This is a genomic window from Leisingera sp. McT4-56 (assembly GCF_020514995.1).
GTDB lineage: Bacteria > Pseudomonadota > Alphaproteobacteria > Rhodobacterales > Rhodobacteraceae > Leisingera > Leisingera aquaemixtae_A.
Window position 1 is genome coordinate 1 of sequence record NZ_JAJALF010000018.1, and the last position, 26802, is coordinate 26802.

At 65.5% G+C, this 26802-nt stretch carries 31 protein-coding genes; 10 read left to right on the forward strand and 21 right to left on the reverse strand.

Annotated features, from left to right (window positions below):
- Window positions 1-251: 251 nt before the first annotated feature.
- From LHL23_RS17180 to ruvC, 15 genes are all read right to left on the reverse strand, one after another.
- Complete coding sequence (locus tag LHL23_RS17180; protein WP_226430837.1) at window positions 252-860, reverse strand: MOSC domain-containing protein; 609 nt, start codon at window positions 858-860, stop codon at window positions 252-254.
- Window positions 861-1021: 161 nt separating this feature from the next.
- Entirely contained in the window at window positions 1022-2935 is a 1914-nt protein-coding gene (gene ftsH / locus LHL23_RS17185; RefSeq protein WP_222482246.1) for an ATP-dependent zinc metalloprotease FtsH, read from the reverse strand.
- A gap of 78 nt (window positions 2936-3013) precedes the next feature.
- Window positions 3014-4267 (reverse strand): tRNA lysidine(34) synthetase TilS, encoded by a 1254-nt coding sequence (gene tilS / locus LHL23_RS17190; RefSeq protein WP_226430838.1) that lies wholly within the window; start codon window positions 4265-4267, stop codon window positions 3014-3016.
- A complete protein-coding gene (gene ybgF / locus LHL23_RS17195; RefSeq protein ID WP_226430839.1) occupies window positions 4264-5118 on the reverse strand; it encodes a tol-pal system protein YbgF in 855 nt (284 codons plus the stop codon). Before ybgF ends, tilS begins: the two co-directional genes overlap by 4 nt.
- Before the next feature lie 4 nt (window positions 5119-5122).
- The gene (pal, locus tag LHL23_RS17200) at window positions 5123-5626 is read right to left on the reverse strand and encodes a peptidoglycan-associated lipoprotein Pal (protein ID WP_222482249.1); all 504 of its coding nucleotides are present in this window, start codon (window positions 5624-5626) and stop codon (window positions 5123-5125) included.
- A gap of 92 nt (window positions 5627-5718) precedes the next feature.
- Window positions 5719-7044: a Tol-Pal system beta propeller repeat protein TolB gene (gene tolB, locus LHL23_RS17205; RefSeq protein WP_226430840.1), complete on the reverse strand. Its 1326-nt coding sequence runs from the start codon at window positions 7042-7044 to the stop codon at window positions 5719-5721.
- Window positions 7041-8186 carry an energy transducer TonB gene (locus LHL23_RS17210; RefSeq protein ID WP_226430841.1) on the reverse strand — a complete coding sequence of 382 codons (1146 nt, stop codon included), beginning with the start codon at window positions 8184-8186 and terminating at the stop codon, window positions 7041-7043. Before LHL23_RS17210 ends, tolB begins: the two co-directional genes overlap by 4 nt.
- Before the next feature lie 15 nt (window positions 8187-8201).
- The gene (locus tag LHL23_RS17215) at window positions 8202-8693 is read right to left on the reverse strand and encodes an ExbD/TolR family protein (protein ID WP_226430842.1); all 492 of its coding nucleotides are present in this window, start codon (window positions 8691-8693) and stop codon (window positions 8202-8204) included.
- Window positions 8694-8697: 4 nt separating this feature from the next.
- Complete coding sequence (gene tolQ, locus LHL23_RS17220; RefSeq protein WP_222482253.1) at window positions 8698-9393, reverse strand: protein TolQ; 696 nt, start codon at window positions 9391-9393, stop codon at window positions 8698-8700.
- Window positions 9394-9499: 106 nt separating this feature from the next.
- Entirely contained in the window at window positions 9500-9883 is a 384-nt protein-coding gene (gene ybgC, locus LHL23_RS17225) for a tol-pal system-associated acyl-CoA thioesterase (RefSeq protein WP_226430843.1), read from the reverse strand.
- A gap of 185 nt (window positions 9884-10068) precedes the next feature.
- Complete coding sequence (gene thpR / locus LHL23_RS17230; protein WP_226430844.1) at window positions 10069-10611, reverse strand: RNA 2',3'-cyclic phosphodiesterase; 543 nt, start codon at window positions 10609-10611, stop codon at window positions 10069-10071.
- Entirely contained in the window at window positions 10611-11279 is a 669-nt protein-coding gene (locus LHL23_RS17235) for a hypothetical protein (RefSeq protein WP_226430845.1), read from the reverse strand. Before LHL23_RS17235 ends, thpR begins: the two co-directional genes overlap by 1 nt.
- A gap of 244 nt (window positions 11280-11523) precedes the next feature.
- Window positions 11524-12543 (reverse strand): Holliday junction branch migration DNA helicase RuvB, encoded by a 1020-nt coding sequence (gene ruvB / locus LHL23_RS17240; RefSeq protein WP_226430846.1) that lies wholly within the window; start codon window positions 12541-12543, stop codon window positions 11524-11526.
- 175 nt (window positions 12544-12718) lie between these two features.
- A complete protein-coding gene (ruvA, locus tag LHL23_RS17245; RefSeq protein ID WP_226430847.1) occupies window positions 12719-13408 on the reverse strand; it encodes a Holliday junction branch migration protein RuvA in 690 nt (229 codons plus the stop codon).
- The gene (ruvC, locus tag LHL23_RS17250) at window positions 13405-13902 is read right to left on the reverse strand and encodes a crossover junction endodeoxyribonuclease RuvC (protein ID WP_222482259.1); all 498 of its coding nucleotides are present in this window, start codon (window positions 13900-13902) and stop codon (window positions 13405-13407) included. Before ruvC ends, ruvA begins: the two co-directional genes overlap by 4 nt.
- A gap of 327 nt (window positions 13903-14229) precedes the next feature.
- On the opposite strand from ruvC, the gene LHL23_RS17255 reads away from it, so the two are divergent.
- Window positions 14230-14448, forward strand: a complete 219-nt coding sequence (locus LHL23_RS17255) for a DUF1127 domain-containing protein (RefSeq protein WP_222482260.1) — start codon at window positions 14230-14232, stop codon at window positions 14446-14448.
- Between the two features lie 174 nt (window positions 14449-14622).
- Here LHL23_RS17255 and LHL23_RS17260 read toward each other — a convergent pair whose 3' ends face one another.
- From LHL23_RS17260 to LHL23_RS17275, 4 genes are all read right to left on the reverse strand, one after another.
- A complete protein-coding gene (locus LHL23_RS17260; protein WP_226430848.1) occupies window positions 14623-14967 on the reverse strand; it encodes a hypothetical protein in 345 nt (114 codons plus the stop codon).
- A gap of 103 nt (window positions 14968-15070) precedes the next feature.
- Window positions 15071-15943 carry a 50S ribosomal protein L11 methyltransferase gene (locus LHL23_RS17265; protein ID WP_226430849.1) on the reverse strand — a complete coding sequence of 291 codons (873 nt, stop codon included), beginning with the start codon at window positions 15941-15943 and terminating at the stop codon, window positions 15071-15073.
- Window positions 15944-16079: 136 nt separating this feature from the next.
- Window positions 16080-17315 carry an MFS transporter gene (locus LHL23_RS17270; protein WP_226430850.1) on the reverse strand — a complete coding sequence of 412 codons (1236 nt, stop codon included), beginning with the start codon at window positions 17313-17315 and terminating at the stop codon, window positions 16080-16082.
- A 218-nt stretch (window positions 17316-17533) separates the two neighbouring features.
- On the reverse strand, window positions 17534-19729 hold the full coding sequence (locus LHL23_RS17275) for a primosomal protein N' (RefSeq protein ID WP_226430851.1): 2196 nt from the start codon (window positions 19727-19729) through the stop codon (window positions 17534-17536).
- Between the two features lie 81 nt (window positions 19730-19810).
- On the opposite strand from LHL23_RS17275, the gene fsa reads away from it, so the two are divergent.
- The 7 genes from fsa (at window position 19811) to LHL23_RS17310 (ending at window position 24226) form a co-directional block, all read left to right on the forward strand.
- A complete protein-coding gene (fsa, locus tag LHL23_RS17280; protein ID WP_222482264.1) occupies window positions 19811-20464 on the forward strand; it encodes a fructose-6-phosphate aldolase in 654 nt (217 codons plus the stop codon).
- 221 nt (window positions 20465-20685) lie between these two features.
- Window positions 20686-21393 (forward strand): DUF484 family protein, encoded by a 708-nt coding sequence (locus tag LHL23_RS17285; RefSeq protein ID WP_226430852.1) that lies wholly within the window; start codon window positions 20686-20688, stop codon window positions 21391-21393.
- Complete coding sequence (locus tag LHL23_RS17290; RefSeq protein WP_226430853.1) at window positions 21390-22310, forward strand: tyrosine recombinase XerC; 921 nt, start codon at window positions 21390-21392, stop codon at window positions 22308-22310. The genes LHL23_RS17285 and LHL23_RS17290 overlap by 4 nt, the downstream gene beginning before the upstream one ends.
- A 50-nt stretch (window positions 22311-22360) precedes the next feature.
- A complete protein-coding gene (locus LHL23_RS17295; protein ID WP_226430854.1) occupies window positions 22361-22588 on the forward strand; it encodes a GDCCVxC domain-containing (seleno)protein in 228 nt (75 codons plus the stop codon).
- 114 nt (window positions 22589-22702) lie between these two features.
- Window positions 22703-22915: a hypothetical protein gene (locus LHL23_RS17300; protein ID WP_226430855.1), complete on the forward strand. Its 213-nt coding sequence runs from the start codon at window positions 22703-22705 to the stop codon at window positions 22913-22915.
- A 39-nt stretch (window positions 22916-22954) separates the two neighbouring features.
- On the forward strand, window positions 22955-23647 hold the full coding sequence (locus LHL23_RS17305) for a CDP-alcohol phosphatidyltransferase family protein (RefSeq protein WP_222482267.1): 693 nt from the start codon (window positions 22955-22957) through the stop codon (window positions 23645-23647).
- Window positions 23648-23854: 207 nt separating this feature from the next.
- Complete coding sequence (locus LHL23_RS17310) at window positions 23855-24226, forward strand: hypothetical protein (protein ID WP_226430856.1); 372 nt, start codon at window positions 23855-23857, stop codon at window positions 24224-24226.
- A 44-nt stretch (window positions 24227-24270) separates the two neighbouring features.
- On the opposite strand, the gene LHL23_RS17315 is transcribed toward LHL23_RS17310, so the two are convergent.
- The gene (locus tag LHL23_RS17315; protein ID WP_319005218.1) at window positions 24271-24723 is read right to left on the reverse strand and encodes a methylated-DNA--[protein]-cysteine S-methyltransferase; all 453 of its coding nucleotides are present in this window, start codon (window positions 24721-24723) and stop codon (window positions 24271-24273) included.
- Window positions 24724-24913: 190 nt separating this feature from the next.
- Here LHL23_RS17315 and LHL23_RS17320 point away from each other — a divergent pair, with 190 nt between their 5' ends.
- Together LHL23_RS17320 and LHL23_RS17325 are read left to right on the forward strand one after the other, a co-directional pair.
- A complete protein-coding gene (locus LHL23_RS17320; protein ID WP_226430858.1) occupies window positions 24914-25291 on the forward strand; it encodes a hypothetical protein in 378 nt (125 codons plus the stop codon).
- Between the two features lie 116 nt (window positions 25292-25407).
- Window positions 25408-25758, forward strand: coding sequence for a hypothetical protein (locus tag LHL23_RS17325; RefSeq protein WP_226430859.1), 351 nt, complete (start codon window positions 25408-25410; stop codon window positions 25756-25758).
- Between the two features lie 16 nt (window positions 25759-25774).
- Here the strand turns inward: LHL23_RS17325 and LHL23_RS17330 are convergent, their stop codons facing one another.
- On the reverse strand, window positions 25775-26797 hold the full coding sequence (locus LHL23_RS17330; RefSeq protein ID WP_226430860.1) for a transporter substrate-binding domain-containing protein: 1023 nt from the start codon (window positions 26795-26797) through the stop codon (window positions 25775-25777).
- Window positions 26798-26802 lie beyond the last annotated feature (5 nt).

Here is a 26802-nt window from a genome sequence, read left to right on the forward strand (position 1 = left end):
CAGGTCGTCGCTGGAAATCCCGATCTTCGCGCCAATCTCCTGGATCGGCTTCTTCTGCGCCTCACGCGCAATCTCGATGTCACTCTTGTAGCTCATGGCAAGGTTCCTGCTGAGTTTGCATACAATCGCCGGCACAGCGATGCCGGTTTCGCGATAGACTTAGCCAATATGCGGCAAATGACGCGCTTGATTTCCGACATTATCCCGCCTTGAAGCGGCGTGAGGTCTCTCGCAGGCCCCTCCTCGGTTCCTTAAAGGAAACCCATTTCCCGGAAAGGGGGCGCTTGCGGCACCCAGGCGCGCTGATCCGGAACAAACAGAGCCAACTCGCTGCCCAGCTCAAGGCTGCCGGGACGTTCCACCCAGGCGGTGATTCCCCGCCGATTCTGTGCCGCAGGCTTGAAGCGGGCGCCAAAGCCTGCGCGGTCCTTCTCGATTTCCCGCCCGGGCAGCACGCAAGGGCGGTTTTCCATGTCCACCGTCAGCGTCACCCCGTCCGGCCCCTGCAGGCGCGAGGACGGCGGCACAAAGGTAAGGTCCGGGATGCCGCGAAGCACGATGGTGGCGCCGAGATGTGCAGGGTTCACGGTCTCCATCCCCATGTCCGCGGCAATCAGCGCCAGCTCCTCTTCCGACAGGATGGTCAACTGGCGCACATTGCGGATTTCGGTGCCCTCGGGATAGAGATTGCGCACCCGCACGCAGGAGGCGCGGTTATCGCCTTGGTGGCGTTCCCCGGCAATGCCGCCAAAGCCCAGATCCAGCCGGTCCGACGGCACTGCCTGCAGGCCGCTGCCTGCGGGAACATAGCCCAGCCAGGTAATCTGCCCTGTGTATTCCGTTTTCCGCAGCACCGGCATGTCAGCTCTCCCTCGCCAATAAGTCGTTGTGACGGGCGAGCATACAGGCAGAGCAGGCCGGGGCCAGACCGGTTGCGATGCTTTTTTGTGATCCAGGACAGCAAGACTGCAAATAATAACCCCCGGAGGCCAGCGGCTTCCGGGGGCAAATTCTTGGGAGATCAGGCGGAGGGCTCTGGCTCCATACCGCCTTCCGGCGGGGTTTTCTTGGGCTTGGCCTTGGGGATCGCGGTGACCGAGGCATTGCCCTGATCCTCGCTGTCATCCTCGTCGTCGCCGGCCTGCGGGGGCTCGCCGTTCATCACCCGCTTGATCTCTTCGCCGGTCAGGGTCTCGTACTCCAGAAGCCCCTGCGCCAACCGCTCCCACTCCTCGGTCTTGTCCTTGAGGATCTCCAGCGCCTTCTCATAGCCCTGCTGGATGAAGCGTTTCACCTCTTCCTCGATCAGCTCCTTGGTGTGGGCGGACACAGAGAAGCCTGCGGTGTTGCCGGAGTAGCCTTCGTGGGCTTCGGCATAGTCGATGTTGCCGACCTTGTCCGACATGCCCCAGCGCAGCACCATGGCGCGGGCCAGCTGGCTGGCCTGCTGGATGTCGCCGGCCGGGCCGTTGGAGACATGATCCTCGCCATACTTGATGACTTCCGCCGCCTTGCCCGCCATGGTCATCGCCAGTTTCTGCTGGCACTCATCGCGGTGATAGTTCAGCCGGTCCATTTCCGGCAGGCTGACCACCATGCCCAGGGCACCGCCGCGCGGGATGATGGTGGCCTTGTAGACCGGGTCGCACAGCGGCAGCGCCAGGCCGACGACGGCATGGCCGGCCTCGTGATAGGCGGTCTTTTCCTTCTGGTCCTGAGTCAGCACCATCGAGCGGCGCTCGGCGCCCATCATCACCTTGTCCTTGGCGGATTCGAAATCCTCCATGGTGACAAAGCGGCGGCCGACGCGGGCGGCCATCAGCGCTGCTTCATTGACCAGGTTGGCCAGATCGGCGCCGGAGAAACCGGGGGTGCCGCGGGCGATGATGCGCAGGTCCACATCCGGGCCCAGCGGGGTCTTGCGGGCATGCACCGCCAGGATCTTCTCGCGGCCCTTGATATCGGGGTTGCCGACGGTGACCTGGCGGTCAAAGCGGCCCGGGCGCAGCAGTGCCGGGTCCAGCACGTCCTTGCGGTTGGTGGCCGCCAGGATGATGACACCCTCGTTGGCCTCAAAGCCGTCCATTTCGACCAGCAACTGGTTCAGGGTCTGCTCGCGCTCGTCATTGCCGCCGCCATAGCCGGCGCCGCGATGGCGGCCCACCGCATCGATCTCGTCAATGAAGACGATGCAGGGCGCGTTCTTCTTGGCCTGCTCGAACATGTCGCGTACGCGAGAGGCGCCGACGCCGACGAACATCTCGACGAAATCGGACCCGGAGATGGTGAAGAACGGAACCCCGGCCTCGCCCGCAATGGCACGCGCCAGCAGCGTCTTACCGGTGCCCGGAGGGCCGACCAGCAGCGCGCCCTTGGGGATTTTGCCGCCCAGGCGCGAGAACTTCTGCGGGTTGCGCAGGAATTCGACGATCTCTTCCAGCTCTTCCTTGGCTTCGTCGATGCCCGCCACGTCGTCAAAGGTGACGCGGCCGTGCTTCTCGGTCAGCATCTTGGCCTTGGATTTTCCGAATCCCATGGCGCCGCCTTTGCCGCCGCCCTGCATCCGGTTCATGAAGTAGATCCAGACACCGATCAGCAGCAGGAACGGCAGCAGCGTGATCAGGAAGGACTGGAAGCCCGACTGCTGCTGCTTTTCTGCCCGCACCGGGATGTTCTTGTCGATCAGCAGCGAAGTGACTTCGGCATCGCCCGGCTTGATGGTGACGTAGTTCTGCCCGTCGGTCGTGGTGTAACGGACCTGTTCGCCGTCCAGCGTAACGGTGCTGACCTTGCCGGTCTCTACCGAACTGACGAAGTCCGAGAATGTGCGTTCACGGCTCTGCATCGTGCTGCCGGAACCGCTGAACAGATTGAACAGCGCCAGAATCAGCAGAAACAGAACAACCCAAAAGGCGATATTGCGAGCGTTGCCCAAGGAAAGTTCTCCCTATCAGTAAGGCGCACCTCTCAGGCCGCCTGCGTTGTGCTTAAAATAAGGATCATTCGAGCAGGTTCAATGCGATAAAAGGGACGCAAAGAACTCTTCTTCGTTTGCCGCCGGTTCCGCCGCCCAGCCGTTGGCCATTCCGGCAACCGGCGCAGCGATCAGCTCGGGCCCGCGCCACACCGCCGGGCTGGTCTCCAGAACGGTGCCTGGCACGCCGGTTGCGCGCCAGGAAGGGCAGTTGAACAGCCCGTCGCGCCCCAGGGCGCGCACTTCGCAACCCTTTGCATCGCCTCCGAAAACCTTCCACCGGTCATCCCAGACCTGGCCGGGCAGCGCCGTGATGCGCTCGACCGCCTTGGCCTCCCGGCAGATCCAGATCTGCTTGGTGGTTGTCAGCAGATGGCAGCCCGAAACGGTGGCCGCGCCGCCGCCGCGCGCCGCCAGGACCGCGATCTCCATCGGCACCCGGCGCGGCGGATAGGGGGTGCCCGCCACCCATTGAATCGCCTTGACCAGCAGTCGGTAGCCGGTCTCGCTGGGCAGGGTGCGGAACTTGCGCTGGCACAGAACCACTGCGCCGGCCTGCACATGCGCCATGTCGCGGGCGGCCAGGAACACATACCAGTCCAGCGCCTCGCGCGCCTTGCTCATGTTTTCCGCAACCCGGGACAGAACCGTCGGCGTCAGCCCCAACGGCGCCAGCTCCGCCAGTGCGCGGCGCGCCCTCACCCGCTCATACCGGATATCGCTGTTGCTGGGGTCATCGCACCATTCGATGCCGCGCTCCTGCAGGTACTGGCGCAATTCGCTGCGGGTCACTTCCAGCAGCGGCCGCAGCAGGGTGACGCCCTTGTGGACACGGCGCGGCGCCATGCCGGACAGGCCCGCAACACCCGCCGCCCGCGCCATCCGCATCAGCAGGGTTTCCGCCTGATCATCCGCAGTATGGGCGACACAGAGGATGGGAATGCTGTTGCGCTTGGCCCAGCTGCACAGCAGTTCATAGCGCGCCTCGCGGGCCTGGCTTTGCAGGTTGCCCTTGCCGGGGCCGTCCTCCCAGCGGATCACCTCATGGGCAATCCCCAGCGCTTCAGCCGCCTCGCCTGCCCAGCGGGCTTCAGCCGCCGCTTCCGGCCGCAGCCCGTGGTCGATGGTGGCGGCAAAAAGCTCAACCGGCTCATCCTTGAAGGCCTCATGCATCAGATGCATCAGCGCCATCGAATCGCTGCCGCCGGACAGCGCAATGCCCAGCCTTCCGGTCTGCGCCGATTGGAACTGGCTGCGAAGCAATCCCAGGATATCGCGCCGCACGCCTGTCAAGAACAGCCCAGCTTGGCCATTTCTGCAGTGGCGTCAGCTTCCTCCGCAACACCTGGGAAACGCACGCCGACTTCAGACAGCGTGACACAGGCCTGATCGGTCTGGCCAAGGCGGCCCAGGGCGGCGCCCAGTTCGAACAAGGCCCTGGGGGCCACCGGGCCGGCAGAATTGCCGGTGAAGGCCGCCAGATAGGCCCGTGCCGCTTCGCGGGTGTCGCCCAGCCCGTCCAGCGCCTTGCCGCGGCTGAACTCAGCTGCGGGCGCCAGCGGGCTCCCTGGATAGGCCTGGTTGAAGGCCGCGAATTTCTCTGCAGCGTCCTGATACAAACCTTCGGCCAGCAGCTTTTCAGCAGCGTCAAAGTCCGCTTGCTCACCAACCGCCAGTTCACCGCCTGCCGCCCCGCCGCCAACGGCGCCCGTGCCAGGCACGCCCGCACCGTCCAGGGCGGCCGGTCCGCCAATCGAGGGCAGCTCACCGCCGCCCAAAGTGGTGGTTTCCTTCAGCGCGCCGACATCGCCGCCTTCCAGCTCGACCAGGCGGAACTCCAGATCGCCGATCCGGTTGGTGCCATCGGTCACGATCCGGTCGATCCGGTGTCCCAGCTCCTCGGTCTGCAGGGTGAGGCGCTGCAATTCACTCTCAATTGCGGCAACCCGGTCCAGAACCGTATCACCGGACACATCCACCGATGGCGCAGCAGTCGTCGACATCTCCCGCTTCAGCCGCTGGATCTCGACATGCAGAACGGTCAGCTCCTGGCGGACGTCTGCCAGCGTCTGCTGGTCCTGCGCCGCCAGCGGCAGCGGCAGCAGCATCACGGAGGTCAAAAGAACAGTGCGCAGGCGTCTCATGGCTTTACCCCGTCAGGCCGCCGGCCAGCACGGTGACCGCACGGCGGTTCTTGGCATAGCAGGCCTCTTCCGAGCAAATTTCCAGCGGGCGCTCCTTGCCGTAGCTGACCACCTTCATCCGGTGCCCTGCAACCCCTTGCGAAATCAGGTATTCCCGCGCGGCATTGGCGCGCCGGGCACCCAGTGCCAGGTTGTACTCGCGGGTGCCCTGCTCATCCGCGTGGCCTTCGATGGTGACCACATAGTCGGCGTTCTGGGTCAGCCAGCGCGCCTGGCCCTGCAGAATGCCCTGCGCCGCGGGCGACAGGGTCGACTGGTCCACTGCAAACAGCACGCGGTCGCCAATGGTCTGCTGGAAATAGGCCGGGCTTGCCGGGTCCAGCGCCCCCGCCCCCAGTCCGGCGCCTGCGCCGGCACCGCCATTTGCCGTGTCGTCCCACCGATTGTTGCTGCAGGCCGCCAGGCCCAGAACGGCAACAGCCGCTACTGCCAATTTCAAACCGCTCATATCGTCTGCCTATTCCTTTTGCGTTTCTTGCCCGGAAATTAACACATGCCCGGGTCAGGTTCTATGCGGGTATCCCCGCCAAATTAATACTTTCAATTCTGCAGCGGCGACCAGGCCGGATCCGACGCCCCGTCCGGCGTTTTCACCGGTTTCAGGTTGCGCCCGGTGATGTCCACCGAATACAGCAGCGCCCGCCCGGCGCTGCCCTGGCTTTCACGGGTGAACATGATCACCCGGCCGTTCGGCGCCCAGGTCGGCCCCTCGTCCAGGAAGGAAGCGGTCAGCAGCCGTTCCTCGCTGCCGTCGGTGCGCATGACGCCAATGTGGAACCGGCCCTTGTTCTGCTTGGTAAAGGCGATCATGTCGCCGCGCGGCGACCACACCGGCGTGCCGTAGCGCCCCTGGCCGAAACTGATCCGCCGCGCCTCGCCGCCGCCTGCAGGCATCACATAGAGCTGCTGGCTGCCGGAACGGTCGCTTTCGAACACGATCTGGCTGCCATCCGGCGAAAACGACGGCGCCGTCTCGATCGAGGGTGCAGAGGTCAGCCGGGTCTTGGCGCCGGTGTGGATATCCATCGAAAACAGGTCGGTGTTGCCGCCCTGGGTCTGCGAGTAGACAATGGTGCGACCGTCCGGTGCAAACCGCGGCGCAAAGCTCATGGTGCCATCGCCGCTGGACAGCACCTTGCGCTGCACTTGGCCCACATCCAGCACATGGATCTGCGGAAACCCGCTCTCATAGCTTGTGTAGAGCACCCGGTCGCCGGTGGGCGAGAACCGCGGCGCCAGCACGATCGAAGCGCTGTTGGTCAGGTACTGCACATTGGCGCCGTCGTAATCCATCACCGCCAGCCGCTTGCGGCGGTCGTTCTTGGGGCCGCTTTCGGAGACATAGACCACGCGGCTGTCGAAATAGCCGCTTTCGCCGGTGATCCGGCTGTAGATCGCATCCGCCACCTTATGCGCCATCCGCCGCCAGCCATCGGTGGTGCCGGTGAACTGCAGGCCGGTGCCCAGCTCCTTTTCGGCAAATACGTCGTGGCCGCGGAAGCGCACTGTCAGCTGGTTGCCGTTCACGCTGACCGCGCCGGTGATCAGCGCCTGCGCGTTCACCGCCTTCCAGTCGGCATACTTCGCCGGGCTGTCGAACCCTGTGACCTTGGAGATATGGGCGCTGGCCGGCACTTCCCGGAACAGGCCGGTGCCGCTCAGGTCCGCCGCGATCACCCGCGCGATCTGGGCGGCATATTCCGACGCCGCCGGGGTTTCGGGCACGAAATCCGGCACCGCATAGGGCAACGGCTCGATCACGCCCTGGTCGATCTCGATTCGAAGCGGGCCATCCTGAGCCATGGCCGCGCCTGCCCCTGCCGCCGCCGCGGCACCGATCAGAAGAGCTGCCAGTATTTTCCTCATTTGATCCGCATCCTTTCAGGATTGAATGTCATCTCAATATCACGCCATTGCGCGTATTTTTCAGGGGGAAGCTGAAACCCCCTCGCCCCGCAGCGGATAATCGCCCGCCGGGCGGCCTCATAAGCCTGTTTCGCCGCCGAGGAAGATCCGCCGGTGCTCGACAGCATCCGGATGGAGCCGGTGTCAGGCTTGCCGTCCTGCGCCAGCGACACGCTGACGACAACCGTGGTCTTCAGCGCGTCCGTCGACAGCGATCCCACGTTCCAGCAGCGCGAGACTTCGACCCGCAGCGCATCCTTCTCGCCCAGGGTCAGCGGCGGGCCCGAGGGTTCCGGCGCCACAACATCGGCGCCGCCGGCCAGCGCTTCGGCGAGCGCATCCGCCACCGCAGAAGAGGTGTCAGACTGCTGCGTCTTTGCGGGCTGCTCTGGTTCCGCGGACTGCGCCGCTTCGGTCACCTGCGGCTCCGGCTCCGGCTTGGGCCGGGCGGGCCGGGTCTTGGGGCGCTTGGACACGGCCGGCGCAGCAGAGGTCGCGACATCCTCGCCCTCGTTCTCCTCGGTCACGATCCGGTCATTGGCCGCTTCCCGCGCGGTGGCTTCCTGTACGTCCTGCTCGGTCTCGGCACCTTCCTCCGGCGCGACCTCAGGCTGGACAATATCGTCGATCTTCGTGTCCGGCTCCGGCGGCGCCACCGGCTCCGGCGCCACACGGTCAACCGGGCGCGGCGCCATTTCGGGGCGCAACTGCGGCACCAGCGAGGCCACTTCCGGCTCTTCCGCGGCAGAAGGCAGTTCAACAGGCACGTCCGGCTCCGGCTGCGGCTCCGGGCGATCCGTCACCTGCGGGTCCGGCGCCGCCGGGACAACCGGTTCGGGCCGGGCAATCTCCGGTTCCGGATCGGCCTGCGGCTCCGGATCCGGCGCGGGCTGCACCGCGGCGGGCTCATTTAGCTGCGCAGGCTCCGGCGCCACTTGCGGCGCCTGGCGCTGCTGGCTCAGCTTCTCGAACTGCTCGGCGGAAATCAGCGCCACCTGCTGCACGTTGGACGGCAGGGGTTCGGACGGGAACCAGGCGCCGAAGACAACCCATCCCATCAGCAATCCGTGCCCGGCAAGAGAGATCTTGGTTCCGGTCTGCACCGTCCGCGTCCCCGCCTACTGCCCCGTGCTGTCAGCTTGCCGCCCGTCCAAGGCCGGGCCGCCGGTATCAGTGACCAGCCCGACGTTGGAAAAACCGCCCGCGTTCAGCGCGCCCATCACCTGCATCACGTCGGCATAGGCAATCCGACCGTCAGCGCGCAGGAACACCCGGTCCGAGGTCCGCTCTGCCGCAATCGCCCGCAGCTTGGGCACCAATTCGTCGCGCGCCACCGGCGTGGTCTGGATTTCCACCCCGCCCCCGGCGGTCATGGTCACGGTCAGCGGCTCTTCCTCATCCCCGGGCAAGGCTCCGGCTGCGGTCTTGGGCAGCTCCACCGGCACGCCAACGGTCATCAGCGGTGCGGCCACCATGAAGATGATCAGAAGCACCAGCATGACGTCCACAAAGGGCGTCACGTTAATCTCGGACATCGGCCGGCCGCGCCCGCGGCGGCGGCCCCGGCGGCGATTGCCACCGCCTGAAGGCTGCTGGACAGCGGCACCCATGGCGTCAGGAGTCCAGCTGGCGGCTGAGGATGGTGGCGAACTCATCGGCAAAGGCCTCATAGCCGCCGATGATGCGGTCGCTGTCCGCGCTCAGCTTGTTGTAGAAGACCACCGCCGGGATTGCCGCCAGCAGCCCCAGGCCGGTTGCCATCAGCGCCTCGGCAATGCCCGGCGCCACAACGGCGAGGTTGGTGTTCTGTTGCTCCGCGATCTCGATGAAGGCGGTCATGATGCCCCAGACGGTGCCGAACAGGCCCACAAACGGCGCGGTGGAGCCCACGGTGGCCAGCACCGACAGCCCGCCCTGCAGGCCCTCGGTTTCCTTGGCGATGGCGACATCCATCGACCGGTCGATGCGCGCCTGCGCGCCGGGGATCAGCCCGCCGTCGCTGCGGTGGCTGCGGCGCCACTCGCTCATGCCGGCCGAGAAGATCCGCGCCGCCTGGCCCGAGGGTTCGGCCCCCAGCCGCTCAAACAGCTCATCCAGAGGATTGCCGGACCAGAACGCCCGGTCAAAGGCATCCGCTTCCCTGCGGGCGAGGCGGTAGTTGATGGTTTTCTGGATGATGATCGCCCAGGACCAGATTGAGGCCCCCACCAGCATCAGCATCACCAGTTTCACGGTTACGGTGGCCCGCGCGAAAAGGCCCCACATGGAGAAATCAATCTCCTGCGCCAGCGCCAGAGTTTCTGCTTCCATTCGCCTGCTCTACGGTTTTCCCGGCCGTTTATCCGGCCTTATTTGGCAAGACGCTAGCGCAGTTCAATGGCAAAGGCCAACAAAACAGGCGGGCGGGCGCCAATTGTTACCGCAATGCGCGAATCTCTGCCGGAAGCCGGGCCGGTTTGCCGCCCGAGGTGATACATACGATGGTGACCTGGGCGCGGAACAACGGCTGGCCGTCGCGCGTGACTTCCTGATTCAGGATCATCCGGGCCGGTGTGACGTTGTGCATTGTGGTGGTGACCAGCAGCTCCTCGTCGAACTTGGCAGGCGCCAGGTAATCCGCCTCGATCCGGCGCACAACATAGATCAGGCCAGCCTCGCGCATGGCGTTCTGATCCACTCCGATACCGCGCACCCAGTCGCTGCGGGCCCGTTCAATGAAGCGCAGGTAATTGGCGTGATAGACGATCCCGCCCATGTCAGTGTCCTCGTAGTAGACCCGGACGGGGAATTGGTGGTTCATTGCCTGCTCCTGTTTTCCGGCGGAAACTTAATGCAACTGGCAGAAAACCAACAGCGGTTTGTGCGCCAGCAACCGCCCGGCTGCAGGCCGGGCCGCGTCATGCTCCAAGCATACCTCCGGCATGGCCCGCCTCTATGGGGCGGCGCGATTGCCCCCCGCGGGACTATGCGGCCCTTGTCGCGCAATCAGCCCCTCAGCGCATACTCCGCCAGCACATCATAGCGTGCACCGCTTGGCGCCAGCGTGGACTGGAACAGGGCAAATGCCTCTGCTGCGCACTCCAGCCGGAAATCCGCCGCCTCTGCCAGATACCGTGCGATCTTTTCCACCTGCCCCGCCTCCAGATGCCGGGGAAAGCGTGCCAGCGTCACATGCGGACGGAACCGTTCGCGGGGCAGCTCAACCCCGGCCTGCCGGCAGGCGCCGCGGATCTGGCCGCGCAGCCCGGTCAGCTCAGGCGTCTTCTGCACCTCAGCCGCCAGCACCCGCGGCAGCTTGCCGCCAAAGGTGTCAAGCCCGCGGAAGGTCAGCGTCAAAGGCGGCACGCTGATCTCCGCCAGCATCTGATGCAGAGCCTGCAGCGCTGCCTCCGGCTGGTCATCCAGGAAGGCCAGCGTCAGGTGCATGTTCTCTGCCGGCACATGCCGCCCGGCGGTCAACCCTTCTTGCACACGTTCCAGCGCGTCCAGGGCTGCATCAGGCAGGGGCAGGCCAACGAAGGCCCGCATCAGGACTGCGGCTGCTCCGCCGCCGGCGCCTGCAGGCGCGCAAACAGGCGCAGGGCGTGGGATTTGTCCTGTGCCGCCACCGGCATCATTCGGTCGTAAGCCGCCGCGATCACGCCGGCGATCTCAGGGCGCAGGATGGTGGCGCCGGTTTCTGGCAGCACCGCCAAGGGCGAGGCCTCGGCAAAGGCGGCATCGCCCCACATCAGCGCCACCTGAACTGCCTGGGTCAGTGCCAGCGTCTCGGCCGGCATCTGCGCCATCGTGCCCTTCATCCGCAGGAATACAAACGCCGCCTTGATGCCGCCTTGTTCGTCAAAGCGGAAGGCGCGGTACTGGCTGGCGTCCGCCTCCTTCAGCCGGGCGACCAGCGGCTCAAGCCCAGGGATCAGCCGGTCCAGATCCGGCACCTCCAGCAGCTCGTCCCAGTCGCGGAAGAAGAAGAACATCAGGTTCGAGCCAAGCTCCGGATCGGTCTCGGCCATCTGGTGGCCTGCCAGCGTCATAACCGCCTCCAGAGCGCCCTTGATGGTCTTGAGGGTCTCGTCCTGCACCCCGAACACGATCGGCGCCACCGGCCGCCCCCAGCGGGCAAAGGCGTAAGAGCCGTCATTGCGGGTGAACAGGGCTTCGATCTGCTCCGGCGTCAGGTCTGGCAGCTGGGCGGTCATATGGGTCTCCTTGATCCTGCCCCGTCTATGCCGCCTGCGCCGCGCGGCGGCAAGAGGTCGGCTCCCGCGCGTGTCCGGCCTCCTGGCTGTGCCAGGCCGCCGGAACCAGCCTTGGGCCCGGCGCCGCTGGCGCGGCGCGGCCCACTTCCTCTTGCCCAAAATATCCCCGCCGGGTGCCGCGCCGCACAGCGGCGCGGCACCTACACGTATAGGGCACCACCACTTATTGCAGTGCCCGCCGGTGTTACCCGAACAAGTCGTTCTGGCTGCGCGGCGGCGCCATTCCCAGGTGGGTCCAGGCTTTTTGCGCCAGCATCCGCCCGCGCGGGGTGCGCTGGATCAACCCCTGCTGCAACAGGTAGGGTTCGATCACCTCCTCCAGCGCGTCGCGGCTTTCGCTGAGGGCCGCTGAGATCGTCTCGATCCCCACCGGGCCGCCGCCGTAGTTTTCGGCAATGAGCCGCAGGTAACGGCGGTCGGCGCCATCGAGCCCCAGCTGATCCACCCCCAGCCGCGTCAGGGCGCCATCGGCCAGCTCCCGGGTGATGGTTCCATCGCCCTCGACCACTGCAAAATCCACCACGCGGCGCAGGAGCCGCCCAGCGATCCTGGGGGTGCCGCGGGCGCGCCGCGCGATCTCGCGGGCGCCGGCGTCATCTGCCGGCGCGCCCAGCTTGCGGGCGTTGCGGCTGACGATCTCAAAGAGTTCATCAATGGTGTAGAACTGCAGCCGGGTCGGGATGCCGAAGCGGTCGCGCAGCGGTGTGGTCAGCAGACCCATGCGGGTGGTGGCGCCGACCAAGGTGAAGGGCTGCAGCTCAATCCGGACGGTGCGGGCCGCCGGGCCTTCGCCAATCACCAGGTCCAGCTCGAAATCCTCCATCGCCGGATAAAGCACTTCCTCCACCGCCGGGTTCAGCCGGTGGATCTCGTCGATGAACAGCACGTCGCGGGCCTCAAGATTGGTGAGGATCGCCGCCAGATCGCCCGCCTTGGCCAGCACCGGACCGGAGGTCATGCGGAAGTTCACCCCCAGCTCGCGCGCCACGATCTGCGCTAAGGTGGTCTTGCCGAGGCCCGGGGGCCCGTGGAACAGCGTGTGGTCCATCGCCTCGCCGCGGCGCCGGGCGGACTCAATGAAGACGCGCAGGTTGGCGCGGGCTTCGGCCTGGCCGATGAATTCGCTGAGGCCCTGCGGGCGCAGGGCGCGGTCGTTGTCTTCCGGCAGCGGCTCGGGGCGCAGGGCGGGGTCGGCGTCAATCATGTCAGTGTTTCCGCAACTAGAGGGAACGCGGTAAGGGCAGCGCCCGTCCCGGCGGGGCAGGAAGCGATGCGCCCGCCCGTTTTGCCGGAGGCAAACCTTCGGTTTGACGGGGGGCGGGAAGGGCGCTGCCCGGTCTCTCGGTCGGGCGTGACATCCGATATCCGCAACAACTTAGTCACCCCTTCGGCGCGAGCAGGCGCAGCGAGGCACGGATCAGTTCCGGCTCATCCGCATCCGGATAGGTCGCGGCGGCTTCGGCCACTGCGGCAGCGGCATCCGACGGCCCGTAGCCCAGATTGCCCAAAGCCGACAGCGCCCCGGCAGAGGCAGCGGCTGCCCCTGAGGGCTTCTTCGGCGGCGCCTTGCGGGCCGGTTTGGCGGCGGGTCCGGGATCGGCGTCATCAACCACCTCCAGCCCCGGGCCGTCCATCGCATCCACAACCGTGCCGCCCATTGCCATCACGCCGGGCGCCTTGTCCTTGAGGTCCAGCACGATGCGCTGCGCGGTCTTGGGACCGACGCCCTTGGCCGCCTTGACCGAGGCCCAGTCGCCCAGCGCAATTGCGCGGCTCACCCCGTCCGGCCCCAGCGCGCCGAGGATGGCCAGCGACACCTTGGCACCCACGCCTTGCACCGAGGTCAGCAGGCGGTGCCATTCCTTCTCCACCAGCGAGGTGAAGCCGTATAGCTGCATCAGGTCCTCGCGCACCACCATGTCGGTGTAAAGCGCGATGGCCTCCCCCATCCCGGGCAGCGCGGCCATCGTGCGGTCGGAGCAATAGACGATATAGCCGACGCCGCGCACGTCGATCAGCACGTGATCCTGCGCCCGGTAGTCGAGGCGGCCCGTCAGTTTGCCGATCATGCGCGTTTCTCCCTCAATTGGCGCTGCTGGGTGCCTCCGTAATAGGCGTGGCAGATCGCAATCGCCAGCGCATCCGCCGCATCGGCGTTTTTCGGCAGGCAGCCCGGCAGCTGCAGCTTGACCATGTGAATGATCTGCTCCTTCTCGGCATGGCCGACACCCACGACCGTCTTCTTGACCCGGTTCGGGGCGTATTCCCCCACCGGCAGGCCGGCCTTGGCCAGCGTCAGCAGCGCCACGCCGCGCGCCTGGCCCAGCTTCAGCGTGCCGGCTCCGTCCTTGTTCACGAAGGTCTGTTCGATCGCCGCCTGATCCGGAGCGAACTCTTCGATGATCTCGGATACCTGATTGTGCAGCGACAGCAGACGCTCGCCCAGATCATCGCCGTCGGAGGTGCAGACGCCATTAGCAATATGGCTGAGCCGGGTGCCGCGCGATTCGATCACGCCCCATCCGAGGTTCCGCAACCCCGGATCAATTCCCAAAATCCGCATGATGTGCCCGGTCCCTGCCCGCTGGTTCAGAATTATTTTTTCCACGATTAGCACAAAACGCGAACATGTCCAATTGCTTTCGCCGCTGGTCCGATACCGCACAGGCCGCAATTCCGGCCTGGAAACGACCCATTGCAGAGGCAGGAGCGACATTTTCGCGTCAGTTCCGGCAGCCGCCGCAAAGCCCTTGTTTACATAGAAAATAGCTATGCGCACAGCGCATATGACACATGCAATTTCATGCCTTGCCGCACAAAAATTTCGCCACTAGATGCCGCCCATCGCAACACCGCGACGGATGCTAACAGCTAATCAGAGGACACGGATATGGCCGCATTTGATACCACCCGCACCACCTATGGTTCCACCGGCCTGTTTGGCCGTTTCGGCGACCTGTTTGCCGCTGCTGCAGGCGCATTCGCCGCCTGGAACGACGCGCGCGCAACCCGCAACGCCCTGTCCGGCCTGTCCGACCGCGAGCTGGCCGACATCGGCATGTGCCGCGGTGACATCGAGAACGTTGCCACCGGCAAAACCGTCCTCTGAGCTTCTCCCCTTTACCGCCCTGCCTCCTCCCTCGGGGCGCATAGGGAAACGCCGCGGACCCTGCAGGGCCGCGGCGTTTTTTATTGCCTGGCCGCCGCCGGTTTGGCGCGGGCACGAAAAAGGCCGCTGCCCCCCCCGCAGCGGCCTTTTCCAGCCCCGGTAACCGCCCTTTGCTCAGCGCAGAACCGGCCCGATGTTCTGGGCGATAAAGACGGAAACGGGATCCGCCTGCATGATGTAGGCGCCGGCACGCTCAACCACGCTGCCGACGGCGAGCGTCCTGACGCGCTCGTCATAGCTGTCAAAGCCAAGCGCAGCCATCAGGAACCCTTTGAACAGCAGAAAGAATGCCGCCAGGAACACCAGCGTGCGCGCCGAAATCCGGGATTGCACCCGGTGCGGCTTGATTACCAAAAGCCCGTCCGGCCGCATCTTTGCGGAATAGCCTCCGGACATGGCCATATGCTTGCGGTTGATCTGCTGCAAGCGCGACTGGAACTGATCACGATGTTCGCCCATTACGAGCCTCCGAACTGGCCCCCACCAGCGGGTAGCCCATCATTGGCTAAAAATGGGGCGAAATTGCGGCAAGCCCCTCAAATTTGCCGCAAACTTGATTCAATCAGCCCGCTTTACGGAGAAGTAACGTTGTCCATTCACCAATTTCCTCCCGGCGCGCAAGATTGGCGCCGTTCTGTGCATAAACACTAACCACGTCGTCGGCCTGCTCATTCAGGATTCCGGAGAGAATCGCATAGCCGCCGGGACGCAGATTCGCGGTCAGGTCAGGAGCCAGGGCAACCAGCGGCCCTTTCAGGATGTTGGCAAAAATCAGGTCATAAGGCGCCTGCGCCTGCAGCTTTGGGTTGTCAAAGCCAGCCGCCTCCAGGCAGGCGACCTGGCCTTCCATGCCATTGGCCTTGAGGTTGGCCTCGGCCACCTCGACCGCAACCTCGTCGATGTCGCTGGCCAGGATGGCGCCGTCCCAGACCCGGGCGGCAGCCATTGCCAGCACCGCGGTGCCGCAGCCGATGTCGGCCACCCTTTCGCCGCGGAAGCCCTGATCCAGCAGGTGGTCCAGCGCCTTGAGGCAGCCGAGCGTGGTGCCGTGGTGGCCGGTGCCAAAGGCCATCGCCGCCTCGATCAGCAGCGGGATCTTGTCCGCCGGCACCTTGTCCGCGTCATGCGACCCGTAGACAAAGAACCGGCCCGCCTCGACCGGCGCCAGCTCGCGGCGCACATGGGCGACCCAGTCGGTTTCCGGCACCTCGGAGACAACAAAGGGCTTGGCGTCATGCATCGCGGCCAGCAGTGCGAGGCCTGCCTCGTCGGGCGCTTCAGTGAAATAACCGCCAACCTCCCACAGGCCGGAGCCGTCCTCCATTTCGAAGACGCCAATGCCGGTGGGTTCCGGGATGAGCCGCTCCATGGCTTCGCCGAGCGCTTCGGCCTGAGCTTTTGCGGTGAGCGTGGTGAGGGCGGTGTATGTGGGCATGGCGTTGCTCCTGAAACTGTTGCCAAGCGCCTAGGCCGCCGCGCGCCCCGCGTCAAGCATCCGCCTGGCTGCAAGCCAGACAGCGCCCGCGCTCACCCTGTGCGCGGGCGCTCCGCCCCTTGGCTGGGCGGAAGGGTCATTCGGCCGGCGCAGGCCGTGCGTATTTGCTGAAGATGGTCTCGTTGCCCGGTTCCGGGTGGCGCGGGATCAGCAGCGACAGAGACAGCGACACCAGCGCCATGGCAGCCGCCAGGGCAAAGACCAGGCCTGGTTCATAGACCCAGAGAAGGCCCAGCAGCACCGGCAGGAACACCGCGGCGATGTGATTGATGGTAAAGGCCACGGCGGCGGTGGGGGCAATGTCACCCGGGTCGGCGATCTTCTGGAAATAGGTCTTGAGCGCCAGGGCCAGGGCAAACAGCACATGGTCGACCACATAGAGCACAGCCGCAATCACCACGCCCCAGCCGAACCAGTAGATGCCGCCATAGGCCGCAAAGACGATGGCCAAGCCTGCGTATTCGAAGATCAGCGTGCGGCGCTCGCCAAAGGCGGCCACGGCCTTGCCCAGCAGCGGCGCCACGGTCATGTTGATCACCAGGTTGACGAGATAAAGCCCGGTCAGTTCATGCACCTCGAAGCCGAATTTCTCAACCATCATGAAGCCTGCGAAGACCACGAAGATCTGCCGCCGTGCTCCGGCCATGAACTGCAGCGCGTAATAGAGCCAGTACCGCTTGCGCAGGACCAGCTTCTTGGTCTGCGGGTGCGGCGCATCGAACTGCGGATAGGCCAAGAGCGCAAACAGCGCGATGGCGGCAGTCAGCCCGCCTGCGGCCAGGAACACAGTATTGTAGCTGAGGCCCAGGCTTTCCCAGGTCAGCACGATCAATCCGTAAACCACCAGCGTTGCCGCCGATCCGGCCGCAACCAGCCAGCCCAGCGTCTGCGGCGCCCGGTCCTTGGGCAGCCATTGCAGCTGCAGCGACTGGTTCACCGTCTCGTAGTAGTGGAAACCGATGGAGCTGAGCAGAGTCACTATCAAGAGGCCGCCAAGCGAAGGGAACCAGGCGGTGACGGCGGTGGCCACGCCCAAGAGCACCAGCGAGATCAGCCCCAGCACCTGCTCGCGCACGAACAGGATCACCGCGATCACACCGACGGCCAGAAAGCCCGGAATTTCTCGCACCGTGTGCAACAGGCCGATGTCGGCGCCGTCGAAATTGGCCGCCTCGATCACGAAGTTGTTGAGCAGCGCGCTCCAGGTGTTGAAGGCAATCGGCATCGCCAGCGCCATCAGGAACAGAAGCGTCACCGGGCGGCGCCAGAACGGGAGGCCCTGGGCTTCGGAAAGGGGCATCGGTTTGAACATGAGCAAGGGTTTACGCCTGTTGCGCCGGTCTGGCGAGGGGGAAAACCCGCCTGCACATTAAGCTCCGCACCAGCGCGCAGAGACTGGAAATGCGAGGCTCTGCCGCACGCTCCGGGATATTTGCGGCCAGATGAACAAAGGATCCGTTCTTCATCTGGCTAAAAGTATCCTGGGGGTGAGCGCCGAGGGCGCGAGGGTGCAAAGCCCCCTGGCTGTTTTCAGAAAAAGCTCTGCGGATCGATGTCGATGCTGAGGCGCAAGTCGCCCTTCAGCCGCAGCGGCGCGGTCCAGCGGGCCAGCGCTTCCTGCAAAGGCACGCCTTTCGGCGCCTTGACCAGCAGCCGCACCCGGTGGCGGCCGCGGACCCGGGCAATGGGCGCAGGCGCCGGACCAAATAGCTGGGCGCCGATTTGGCGCAGCGGACCGTCGTTGCGGGCCATGGCGTTGCCAAGATCAAAGACCGCCGCCAGATCCGGTCCCGACAGGATGATCCCGGCCATCCGCCCGTAGGGCGGCACGCCTGCGGCCTGGCGCTCGGCGGCTTCTGCTTTCCAGAAACTTTCCTCATCCCCCGACAGGATCGCCCGGATCACCGGGTGCTCGGGCTGGAAGGTCTGCATTAGCGCCTCGCCCGGGCGTTCGGCGCGCCCTGCCCGGCCCGCCACCTGGCGCATCAGCTGAAAGGTCCGCTCCGCCGCGCGCAGGTCGGAGCCTTGCAGGCCAAGGTCGGCGTCAATCACCCCCACCAGCGTCAGCAGCGGGAAGTTGTGGCCCTTGGCGACCAGCTGGGTGCCAAGGATGATGTCCGCCTCGCCTGCGGCAATCTCCTCGATCCGCTGCTTCAGCGCGCGGGCAGAGCCGAACAGGTCGGAGCTGAGAACCGCGATGCGGGCCTCCGGGAACAGGCCGGTGGCTTCTTCCGCCAGCCGCTCGATGCCTGGGCCGACCGGGGCCATCTTGCCCTCCACCTCGCAGGAGGGGCAGACCTCCGGCACCGGTTTGGTCTCGCCGCACTGGTGGCACATCAGCCGCTTCATGAAACGGTGCTCGACCATCCGCGCGTCGCAATGATCGCAAGCCACCTGCGCGCCGCAGGCGCGGCAGATGGTGACCGGGGCAAAGCCGCGGCGGTTGAGGAACAGGAGCGATTGCTCGCCGCGTTCCATCCTGAGGTTCATTGCCTGCTTCAAGGTGGGCGAAATCCAGGTCGAGGGCAGCAGGTCTTCTGACCGCATATCCACCGCGCGCATCTCCGGCAGAACCGAAGCGCCGAAGCGGGAGGTGAGGTCCAGCCGGTTGTACTTGCCGGCCTCGGCATTGGCCCAAGTCTCAAGGGACGGCGTGGCCGAAGCCAGCACCACCTGCGCCGAGCACATGGCTGCGCGCAGCACCGCCATGTCGCGGGCGTTGTACAGGACCCCGTCCTCCTGCTTGTAGGAGGTGTCGTGCTCCTCATCGACGATGATCAAGCCGAGGTCGCGGAACGGCAGGAACAGCGCCGAGCGGGCGCCGATCACCAGCTGCGCCGCCCCCTGCCCGACCATTTTCCAGACCCGGCGGCGTTCAGTCATGGTGGCACCGGAGTGCCACTCGGCGGGTTTGGCACCGAACCGGGCCTCAACGCGGGTGAGGAATTCGGCGGTCAGGGCAATTTCAGGCAGCAGCACCAGCGCCTGCCGCCCGGCGCGCAAGGCGGCGGCGACGGCCTCGAGGTACACCTCTGTCTTGCCGGAACCGGTGACGCCTTTCAGCAGCGTGGTGCCGTAGCGGCCGCTGTGGACGGCCTCGGCCAGCACAGCGGCGGCCTTCGCCTGATCCTCGGTCAACTGCTTGGAGGGCAGTTCCGGGTCGAGATGCGGATAGGGCAGATCGCGGGGGGCTTCCTCCTCGCGCAGGGCGCCCTGCTTGACCAGCCCCTTCACCACCGAGGGTGTCACACCGGCCATATCGGCGAGCTCCTTGGGCGTGAAGGCGAGGCCGCCATACTCCTCCAGCACCTCCAGCACACGGGTGCGGGCGTCGGTCATCCGGTCCGGCACACCGTCGCCCCGGCGCAGGATCTTGCGCATTGAGGGCGGATCGGAAAGCCCCGGCGCGCGGGTTGCCAGCCGCAGCATCGCGGGCATCGGGGTCAGTGTATAGTCGGCGGCCTTTCCCAGGAACTGGCGCATCTCGCTGCGCATCGGCGCCACGTCCAGCACCCGGATCACCGAACGCAGCTTGGCCGAATCGAAATCTCCGGCACCCGCCCCCCAGACCACGCCTAGAACCTTGCGCGGCCCCAGCGGCACCTCGACATAGGCACCCAGGTAGCAGCCGCCTTCCGGCGCGCGGTAATCCAGCAGCCGGTCAAGGGGCTGCGTGGTCAGAACCCCGACCCTTTCACCTGCCTGAAAGAACTCCTGCCCGCTCACGCCATCCGCCTTGTTGCCGCCTGCATATGCATGAGGTAAAGGCTGTGGCGACCGAGGCCAACCCATCCAAAGGACTGCCCCATGAAATTCTTCGTAGATACCGCCGAGATCGACGCGATTGCCGAGCTCAATGATTTGGGCATGGTGGACGGTGTCACCACCAACCCGTCGCTGATCAAGAAATCCGGCCGCGACATCATCGAGGTCACCAAGGAGATCTGTGATCTGGTCGACGGGCCGGTCTCTGCTGAGGTCACCGCAACCGATGCCGAGACCATGATCGCCGAAGGCCGCAAGCTGGTGGAGATCGCCGAGAACATCGCGGTGAAGGTGCCGCTGACCTGGGACGGCCTGAAAGCCTGTAAAACCCTGACCGACGACGGCCACATGGTCAACGTGACCCTGTGCTTCTCCGCCAACCAGGCGCTGCTGGCGGCCAAGGCGGGCGCGACCTTCATCTCTCCGTTCATCGGGCGTCTGGACGACATCAACCTGGATGGCATGGAGCTGATCGAGGACATCCGCACCATCTATGACAACTACGGGTTCGAGACCCAGATCCTGGCCGCCTCGATCCGCTCTGTGAACCATGTGCTGGATTCGGCCCGCATCGGCGCCGACGTGATCACCGCGCCGCCGGCCGTGATCAAGGCGATGGTGAACCACCCGCTGACCGACAAGGGCCTGGATGCTTTCCTGGCCGACATCAAGGCGGCAGAGATCAAGATCCTCTGATCCGCCCGCCAGACGGAAGACCACGAAAGGCGCCCGGTCCGGGCGCCTTTTTCTGTTGCGGCCCGGTGCAGGTGCGGGGCATGCATATGCACCGGCAACAGGCGGGAGCACACCCCGGCGGCAATTTCCGCTGCAGCCGCATTTTTCCTCAGCATTGCAAATTTCCCGTGTTATACACGTCACCAAACCCGCCAGAGGTCCGGAGCCGCAAGAGTTCACCCATGAGCAGTTCAAGCAATTCAGCCAGCCTGGAAAATCAGCTGCGCGAGGCGATCCTCGCCAAACCTGACGCGGTGCTGGAGGATCAACACCTGATGAATGCCCTGGTCGCCGCCAATGAGCGGGCGATGGGCTCCAACGTCGTTGATCTGCGCGGCATTGCGATGGAGCGGATGGCGGCCCGGCTGGACCGGCTGGAGGACACCCACCGCTCGGTGATTGCCGCGGCTTACGACAACCTGGCCGGCACCAACCTGATCCACCGCGCCGTGCTGCGGCTGCTGGAACCGCAGGATTTCACCGCCTTCCTCGCCTGCCTGGAGCAGGAGATGCCGGAGATCCTGCGCGTTCACGCGCTGGCCTTGGTGCTGGAGACCGCCCAGCCCGGCGGTGCAGCGGTGGAGCGCAAATCCGGCGTGCTGAAGCTGGCTGGCCCCGGCTTCACCGAAAGCTATGCCGGCCAGGCCGGCCACGAACGGGCCGTCACCCTGCGTCAGACACAGGGCGGCAGCCCGCGGGTTTACGGGCCGAAGGCCGAATGGATCCGCTCCGAGGTCTGCCTGATGCTGGACTTGGGTGAAGGCCGCCTGCCCGGCATGCTGGTGATGGGATCGGAAGACCCGCATCAGTTCTCGCCGATGCAGGGCAGTGATCTTCTGGCCTTCTTCGGCGGCGTTTTCGAACGTTCGATGCGCTACTGGCTGTCATGACCCTGATCTCCCCCGCCTGCCGCGACGCACTGCAGCTTTGGCTGGAGCGGCTGGGCGGGCTGGAGGATGCCTCGGCCAACACGCTGACAGCCTACCGCGGCGATGTAACCGCCTTCCTGTCCTTCATGACCCAGCACAGCGGCGGGCCGCAGGGTCTGGGGGCGCTGGCGCGGATCACCACCGCCGACATGCGGGCCTGGATGGCGTCGGAGCGCACCTCCGGCACCGGTGCGCGGTCGCTGGCGCGCAAACTGTCAGCGGTCAAGAATTTCTACCGCTGGCTGGCGGAACGCGAAGGGTTTGAGCCAGCCGCGGTGCTGCTGGCGCGCTCCCCCAAGTTCCAGAAGAAGCTGCCGCGGCCGCTGGCGCCGGAGGCTGCCAAGGCGGTGCTGGAAACCGTGGAGCTGCAATCGCAGCAGGACTGGGTTGCGGCACGGGATGTTGCGGTGGTGACGCTGCTTTACGGCTGCGGACTGCGGATTTCCGAGGCGCTGGGGCTGAAGGGCGCCGACGCGCCGCTGCCGCCGGTGCTGCGCATTCTCGGCAAGGGCCGGAAAGAACGGGTGGTGCCGGTGCTGCCTGCCGCCCGCGATGCGGTGGAACGCTACCTGATCCTCTGCCCGCATCCGCAGGAACCGGAGGCGCCGCTGTTCCGGGGCGTTCGCGGCGGCGCGCTGAACCCGCGCCAGATCCAGGGGGTGATGGCCAAGACCCGCGCCCAGCTGGGCCTGCCTGCGACCGCCACGCCGCACGCGCTGCGCCACAGCTTTGCCACCCACCTGCTGGAGGCCGGCGGCGACCTGCGGGCCATCCAGGAGCTCTTGGGCCACGCCTCGCTGTCGACCACCCAAGCCTATACGGCAGTGGACACCAGCCACCTGCTGGAGGTCTACAACAAGGCCCACCCGAAGGCGTGACTTGACCAGGGTGCCCGGTCTGGCCTTTGCTGTCAGCAGGAGGCCCGCCGATGACCGAAACATCCCCTGCGCAAGTGATCCTGACCAGCGTTCTGACCTGTCCCGCCTGCGGGCACGAGGCTGAGGAGGAGATGCCGCAGGACGCCTGCCAATGGTTCCATGAATGCCCGTCCTGCCGCACGCTTCTGCGGCCGAAGCCGGGCGATTGCTGCGTTTTCTGCTCTTACGGAACTGTCCCCTGCCCGCCTGTGCAACAGGGCGATTGCTGCTGCGGCTGACCCCGCGCCGCGGGCGGGTTGATTAAAATGCGCGCTATTTTTGCGGCCGGAGGAAAGCTGCCGTTAAGGCGGTGCAGGCTTGATGGCAAAAACCGATCCAGAAAGGATTCTGCCATGACCTTCGCCGGCTTTGCCGATCTCATTGCCGATGGCGCCCCTGCCGCCCCTGCACCGCCGCCCGGCATCCAGCAGCGGGAGCGCGACATGCCTCTGGGGCTGCCCTTTTCCTTTCCTGACGCCACCTGCCCAGGCCCCCAGGGCCGCCGCAGCCGTGTGACCCGCATTCAGTTGCCTGCAGGCACGGAATTCTGCTCAAAGCTGCACTGAGCGCTTGCGGCCAAAGGGCAAATTCGCCATCAGGGACGGATGACACCTCAACTGCGCGCCCTTTCCGTTCACTTGCTTACCGCAACCGGCGCCGTTTTCGCCATGCTGGCCATGCTGGCAGCAGCGGACGGCAAGTGGAGCCTGATGTTCCTGTGGCTGGTGGTGGCCTTTGCGGTGGATGGCATCGACGGCCCGCTGGCGCGGCATTACCACGTCAAGCGCTACTCGCCGGAGTTCGACGGGGTGCTGCTGGACCTGATCATCGACTACCTGACCTATGTCTTCATTCCCGCCTTTGCCCTGTTTCAGTCGGGGCTGATGGCGGGCTGGACCGGCTGGTTTGCGATCATCGTGATCACCTTTGGCAGCGCGATGTATTACGCCGACACGCGGATGAAGACCAAGGACAACTCCTTTTCCGGCTATCCCGGGGTCTGGAACATGCCGGTGCTGGTGATCTTTGCGCTGGAGCCCAGCCATTGGACCAGCCTGGTGCTGGTGACGCTCTTGTCCATCGCCATGTTCCTGCCGCTGAAGTTCATTCATCCGGTCCGCACGGTGCGCTGGCGCAAGGTGTCTCTGCCGATGGCTCTGGCCTGGACTTTCTTTGCCGGCTGGGCCGCCTGGGTTGATTTCCATCCGCAAAGCTGGGCGCATTGGGGGCTGGTGGTAACCTCCGTCTACCTGCTGTTTGTCGGCATTGCCCAGCAGATCGTGCCTGAACGGCGCTGAGCACCCCTGATCCTGCGGAAAACTGCAAACGCTGCCCGAAACCGGCGGCGTTTTTTCACGTTTGCCCAACCGGCTTTGGCAATTCGCGGCAAGTTTGAATGGATTTTGCAGCAGAATGCAGCATAGCGGGAAAGCCGGTTTTAACAGCCCGCGGAGCAACACTGGCCCTGGATTTGCCCTAGCGGCAGTTGAATACAGGAGAAAGCCATGCATTCCGTTTCCACCCCCGGCGCCGCTTCTGGCGGGCTGACCAATGCCCTGAACGCCGTGACCGGCAACAAGCAGCCCGGGCCGCCCGACCATGCCAAGGCCTGGGGCTGGCGCGCCAAACAAGCCGAGGCCGCGGCGGCAGCCCAACCGCCGGCAGATGCAACTGACACCGTCTCGCAAGCCGGCGCGACAGATGCGGCAGTCAGCCCGGAAGCCGTCGAGGAGACAGCAGGTGCACCGGTGCCGCCGGAAGCCCCTTCGGAAGCCGACATGGAATCGGTGATCCTGGCGATGATCAGCGATTTCTCCGAAACCTCCGGCGCGGACACCACGCCGCTGTACGACCAGGTGAAGGCGCTGTTCGCCTGAGTGCTGCCCCCGCTGGCACCGGATGGCGCCCGCGGCCAGGCTGATCAGATCAGCAGGCTGGCGGCGCCTTCGTGTTTCAGCAGCGCCACCTTGGTCTCCACCCCGCCCTGCCCCGAAAAGCCACCCAGGCCGGTGGCGCCCAGCACCCGGTGGCAGGGGATAATCACCGGGATCGGATTGGCACCGCAGGCGTTGCCCACCGGCTGCGGCGGTGCACCCAGTTCCTTGGCGAAGCTGCCGTAGGTGCGGGTTTCGCCAAAGGGGATTGCCAGCATCGCGTCGCAAACCGCCCGCTGGAAATCCGACCCCTCCACCTGCAGCGGCAGGTCGAACTCAGTCAGCTCCCCCGCGAAATAGGCGCGCAGCTGGTCCAGCGCCCGCGCGAGCAGCGCCGAGTTGCCGCCGCCCTCAGACGTCCAGCCCAGGCGCACGATGGCCCCGTCGCGCTCAGCCACGCTGAGCGGTCCGACAGGGGTTTCAAGACTTGCTGAAATCATCATCTCTCCCCGGCTTGCTGCCGGCAGCATCCTCGGACTGATGCCGCCAAATGGCAAGCTGCGGTTTCTCCGGGCGCGCGCCTTGGCAGGCTGCTGTTAACACTCTGTTAACCACCGTTAAGGTTTCACCGCCGGATTGGGTCAAATTGTATTAAAAGGAGTCTCAACAGTGTTTTAAAGGGCCAGCAAAATGATCAGTTCTGTTTCCAGCACCGCCAGCCTTTACCGCAGCCAGATGCACCTGCGGGCCGCAAACCGGCAGGACCCGGCCCTCGGCACCCAGCCGGACGGCGCACTTCTGATCCATGGCGCCAGCCAGGGTATCCCGCATGGCCCAGCACGCGGCGAGACGCTGCCCGCAAATCAAACCCTGGCCGCGAACGCCCAGTATGTCGGCCCCGCCCGCGCCGCCGCCCGTGCCGAGGCGCTGGACACCCGCCCGGTCAAGCGCGTCGACATGACTGCCTTCTACCAGGATCTGATGAACGGCTGCCAGGCAGGGCCCAAGCCGGTCAGCGTTCTGGCCGCAGAAGCGAACTATGCCAAGGCCCGCGGCATCCTTGGCTGAGCGCAGCAGGGAAAAGGCACTTCGCTCGGCCGCGCGGCATGTTAACCACCTGTTAAGCCTGTTGTGTTAATCCTCCCTTAAGAACGGTTCAATGCCACCGCGAAGGACCCTCTGTTATGTTTATACCAGTTGCAGGACGTGTAGATCCTATCAAGCCGAACCGCGGTCATCTGACCGCGCGGCCTGTTATCCGCTCAGATGACCCGGACCAGAGCGAATCCGCCGATAACACGCCGCGTGAGCGGGACGGAAACCCGCGGGACGGCCACCAGCTGCCCGGTGCCGGCTCCCTCTCGCATGCTTCGGACACCGCCGCTGCCGCAGATGACGGCGAACTGCTGAACGAAAATGCAGTGCTGGCGCAGCACCTGCTGCTGCAATGCGCCTGCCAGCGCAACACCGGCGCGGTGCTGGCGGCAGGAACAGCCTTTCACGGGTACGAGGCGGCCAGAACCCTGTCAGCCTGAACCGCCGCCCTATCCCTTACTGCAGCTGCGCCCAGAACAATTCCAAATGGCGCGACATGATCTCCTCGAACCGGCCGCTGTCCCGCAGCTTCTGCAGCCCCGCGTTGATCCGGTACAGATGCGTGGTGCCCCGCCAATGGCGCTTGGAGATCACCACATGCAGGCCTTCTTCCGACAGCGGTTTTTCCAGCGGCACCACGGTGTCGCGCAGGTTTCCTGCCACGATGGTGTTGGCGCCCAGGAACAGGTTCACTGCCGCCGCGTCCACCTGCCCCTCTGCCACCATGCGGAAACAGTCCGCCGGGGTGGCGGGCTGCACCAGGGTGATCTTGCCATCGTCCAGCCAGCGCCGGTCCGCGCGGTTCAGATCGTGGGTGAAATAGCCCGCCGGGCGGCACAGGGTCTTGCCCTCGATGTCGGCGTCGGAGCTGTAGTCAAAGCCGCCGCCTGCCCGCACGAACAGCATGATGGGCATGGTCATCACCGGCTCGGAGAAGTGGAAATTGGCGCAGCGCTCGTTACCCGGCTCGGCCGCGCAGTCGGGCTTGAGCCAGGGGAACCCCATGTCGAATTCCTTTTTGTCCAGCATCGGGAACAGGTGCTTGGACCAGTCATCCTCCCAACTGACAGAATAGCTGACCGGCGCCGGCGCAAGCTCAAGCGCGGCGTTGATCAGCTCCGTCACCATGCCCTGCCCCGGCAGGGTGCGGTCGGTAAACGGCGCATAGCCGCTGCCGGTGAGCAATGTCAGCTCCGCCTTCTCCTGGCGCAGTGGGGTGGCATCCGGTGCAGTGGCGCCGGTGATGCAAGGGATGAACAGCTTGCGGCCCGGCAATACGGTGGCGCCCGCCAGCAGTTTCTGGTTGCGGTAATAGACCATGGTCCAGCGGTTGCGGTCGCCGTAGTGGGTTTCCGCGATGGAGAACAGCGTGTCTCCCGGCTGGGCCACATAGTCCACATCGCAGATCGCCCAGGCCGCGGCCGGCGCCATGGTGAACAGAGCCGCCAGCTGGAAGAGGCGCGAGAAAAGCCGTTTCATGCTGC